Raw genomic sequence first — 4297 nt, forward strand, 5'->3', positions numbered from 1 at the left:
CGCGGTATGCACCAACTCATGGCCAATAAACGCCTGCAACATCGAGGGTACAAAGTGCAAGGTGGTGACGCCAAAATGATTAATGGTGTCGAGCAGCTGAGTGCTGTCTTTGTGCGCGCCCGGCTCGGCAATCACCAGCTCCGCACCGTACATTAACGGCCAGAAAAACTCCCACACAGACACGTCAAACCCGAAGGGGGTTTTTTGTAGTACTTTGTCGTCTGCACCTATCGGATAGGCCGACTGCTGCCAGGCGATACGGTTGTAAATCGCACTGTGCTGATTACCCACGCCTTTTGGCTTACCAGTCGAACCTGAGGTGTAAATCACGTAGGCCAGCTGAGTTGCCGAGATTTCGTTCGCAGGTAACTGCGAGGGATAGTCTGCCAATGACAAACTTTGATAGGTGATGCGCTCAGCCAAATCACTCAGGCTGTCCAGACGCGTCAGAGAGTCATCACCTAAGAACAGCGATAAACCACTGTTGCTGGCGATATAAGCAATGCGATCCAAGGGCAGTGACGGCTCCAGCGGTACATAGGCCGCACCGGCTTTCACCACTGCCAGAATGCTTATCACCATTTCCAGGCTACGTTCAAACACCAGCGCCACTTTGTCCTCCGCACCAATGCCCCGGGCATTGAGGCAGTGGGCCAGTTGGTTCGAGGCCAGCTCCAGCTCAGCGTAAGTCATGCTCTGCTGGGCAAAACGCAGCGCTACCGCTTCGGGCGTACGCGCACTTTGCTCGCTGATCAGCGTCGTGATCGGGCGCTGATAATCAAACGCCGGGGTGCCCGTGCCAGTATCCAGTAAGGCGCTGCACTGCGACGCGTCCTGCAACTGTAACAGCGTCGCTAACGGAGCCTGTGCAGCGTCCATCATAGTCAACAACAAGGTTTTAAACTGAGTCGCCAGCGCTCGGATATCCGCTTCGGCCAGCACGCTGCCCTGATAGCTGAAGTGCAACTTCAGGGTTTGCTCCTGGATAAAGCTGATGGTGAGCGGGAAATTGGTCTCTTCACGGGCATCACGCACCGTAAACTCAGTTGCCAGCTCGTCCTGCGGCAATGCCGTCGTGATTGGATAATTTTCAAAGACTAATAAAGTATCGAACAGCCCATGCTGATCCAGGGTCAGGTGCTTCGCCTGCTTCTGGATCTCATACAGCGGCGTAAACTCATGCTCTCGCCCGGCCAGGTTGGTCCCCTGCAAGGTTTGTAACCACTGCGCCAATGTCACTTCAGGCGCTATTTCAACCACCACGGGCATGGTATTAATAAACATCCCCTGAATGCTTTCATGGCCCGCCAGCTCGGTTGGACGACCCGAAGTTGTGGCACCAAAACACACCGCTTCACGGCCCAGATAACGGCTCAGCAAGAGCGCCCAGGCGCCCTGCATCAGGGTATTCGCAGTCAGGTGATGCTGTCGTACAAAAGCATTCAGCGCGGTATTTTGCGATTCATCCAACTGCACGTCCAAAGCCGCATGTGCGCCGCTTTGTGGGGCCTTAAACGCGCCGCTGAGGTAGCAGGGCTCTTCCAGCATGCCAGTCTGTGTTTGCCAGTAAGCCAGGTTTGCCACCACGTCCTGTTGTTCAAGGTAAGCAATATAATCGCCATACTGAGCCTGCGGCTCAGCCAGTGTCTCGCCATCGTACATACGCAGCACTTCGCCCATCAGGGCGGCACAACTCCAGCCATCGGTTAAGATATGATGAATCGTCCAGACAAAGGCGTGGCACTGTGGTGCCAGCTGTATCAGTGTAAAGCGCTGCAATCCGCTCTCGGCATCCATCGCAAAGCCCTGCTGCCGGTGCGATACGCTCAGTTCGGCCAGCTGACGTTGCTGCTGCGCGCTATCGAGGTGCTGCCAGTCCAGAGTTTCCCATATCGGCTGCACGGTTTTGCGCACAAATTGCAGTGGTCGGGGGTCCAGACTCAAAAAGCCACTGCGTAAGGCATCATGACGGGCGATTGCATTCAGCCAGGCGGCTTTAAAACGTGCGACATCTAATCGCTTGATCTCTAAACTGGTTTGATTGACATAGGCCTCGCCTTCCTCCACCAGACTGTGGAACAGCATACCTTGCTGCATCGGTGACAAGGGGTATAAATCGCTGAGCTCAGCGGTGTCGAGAGGCAGCTGGTCCAGCTGTTGCTGATCCAACCCGCTCAGCGGTACATCACTGGGCGTCAGACACCCATGAGTATCGCAACAGTGCGCAACCAGCTGTGTCAGCGCCTCATGCAGATGCGCTGCAAAGGCTTGCATATCGGCCTCACTAATACGCTCACGGCCATAGCTGATAGTCAGCTGCAAGGCCCCGTCACTGACCTGGCCATTGATGCTCAACTCACTGTGTGGCTCATAGTCCGGGCTGAATGACGCGCCACTGTGCTCACTGGCGAGACGCCAGGGCGCATCGCCCTGGTTAAGCGTGTTGTCGAGCTGACCCAGATAGTTAAATTCAATCTGACCCAGAGGCTGAGTAGCTAACGTCGCCTGTGCTTGCGACTCACCAAAGTATTTCAAAGCACCATACCCGATGCCTTTATTCGGCACACTTCTGAGGTGCTCTTTGGTATGCTTAATGGTCTCTGACAGCGCATTTAAACGCGTCAGATGGACCGGATATAAGGTCGTAAACCAGCCAACACTGCGGCTGAGATCGGTGTGTGCATCCCAGGGTTCGCGGCCATGGCCTTCGAGGTTGATCACTGCCTCCTGCTGACCCGTCCACTGATAGACGGCTTCACTCAGAGCACTTAACAACAGCTCATTGACCACAGTGCGATAAGGCTTGCCTGCTTGTTGCAGCAGACGCTCTGTAGAGGACTGTTCCAGCGTCACACGCACTTCGGCACTGTCTGCCAGGCGTCGGCTTCCTGCTGGGTTTAACCCTGGAATAGTCAACTCCGACGACTGTTGTTGTGTCCAGAATGCCAGTTCCTGCGAATTCAGGCTGGCGTAGTCCGCTACCTGCTCGGCCCAGTACTGATAACTGTGGCTCTTGCTGGCAAACTCGCAAGCCTGCTGCTGCTGCGCTTGTGCATAACCACGCGCCAGGTCATCCAGCAACACCCGCCAGGAAACCCCATCTATTGCCAGATGGTGGATCACCAGCAGCAGCCGGGCACTGCCATCACTGAGTGTCATGTGGACCACACGTGCCAGTTCGCCGGTTTGAATATTCAGGCTGCGTTGCGCCTGCTCAGCCACCGATGTGATCTCAGCACTTGCCACATTGCGCTCCCAGACACTGGCCACGGCACGCTCGGCATCAAAAGGCAGATAACGCTGCTGCCACTGCCCTGCTTCGTTTTGGTTAAAGCGCAGGCGTAATGCATCATGATGTGCAACCAGGGCCGACCAGACCTGTTGTAGTGCCGCGCCATTCAGCGGCGCGGCCAGCGTCAATAGCAATGCCTGGTTATAGTGATTTTTGTCGCTCAGACTGGTCGCCAAAAACTGCTGCTGAATGGGTAACAGCGTCACCTCACCACTGACTTGCTGCGCAATCCGCTGACTGGCAGGCAGCTCAGTCAATGCAGGTGCCAGCCGGGCGATGGTGTGCAGTTCAAAAATTTGTTTCGGGGTCACCACCAGGCCATGCTCGCGCAAGCCACTAACGATTTGCAGACTCAGGATAGAGTCGCCACCGAGTTCAAAGAAGTTGTCCAGCCGCCCTATCTGCTCCTGACCCAGCACTTTTTGCCATACCTGTGCCAGTGCCAGTTCGCGCTCACCCTGTGGCGCTTCATAGGCCACGCTCGATTCATTATTGGGTTTTGGCAGCGCTTTACGGTCGATTTTACCATTGCTGTTCAGCGGCAAAGTATCCAGCACCATGATCACGGCCGGCACCATATATTCCGGAAGCTGGGCTGCCAATTCTGCTTTGAGCGCGTCGACTGCCAGTTCGACGCCCGCTTCGCCCGATACATACCCCACCAGGCGCTGTGTCGCGCCATCGCGGTCGGCCACTATGACTGCTTCCCGGACGCCATCAATGGCGTACAAGGCCGCCTCAATTTCGCCCAGCTCAATACGGAAACCACGAATTTTCACCTGATGGTCGGTCCGGCCGAGATAATCCAGCTGACCTTCGCTGTTCCAGCATACTAAGTCGCCGCTGCGATACATGCGGCTGCCATCATTGATAAACGGGTCGGCCACAAAGCGCTCGGCGCTCAGGTCGGCACGATTAACATAACCCCGTGCCAGTCCTGTACCGGCAATATAAAGCTCACCAGCCACACCCGGTGGGCACAGGTTCAGTGCCCGGTCGAGTACA

General features: G+C 55.9%; 1 protein-coding gene. It reads right to left on the reverse strand.

Annotation, left to right across the window (positions count from 1 at the left end; all coding sequences use genetic code 11):
- On the reverse strand, nt 1-4297 hold a 4297-nt coding region (locus MHN31_RS23890; protein WP_239445525.1), incomplete at both ends, for a condensation domain-containing protein.

The organism is Pseudoalteromonas sp. McH1-42 (genome assembly GCF_022347845.1).
GTDB classification, from domain to species: domain Bacteria; phylum Pseudomonadota; class Gammaproteobacteria; order Enterobacterales; family Alteromonadaceae; genus Pseudoalteromonas; species Pseudoalteromonas rubra_D.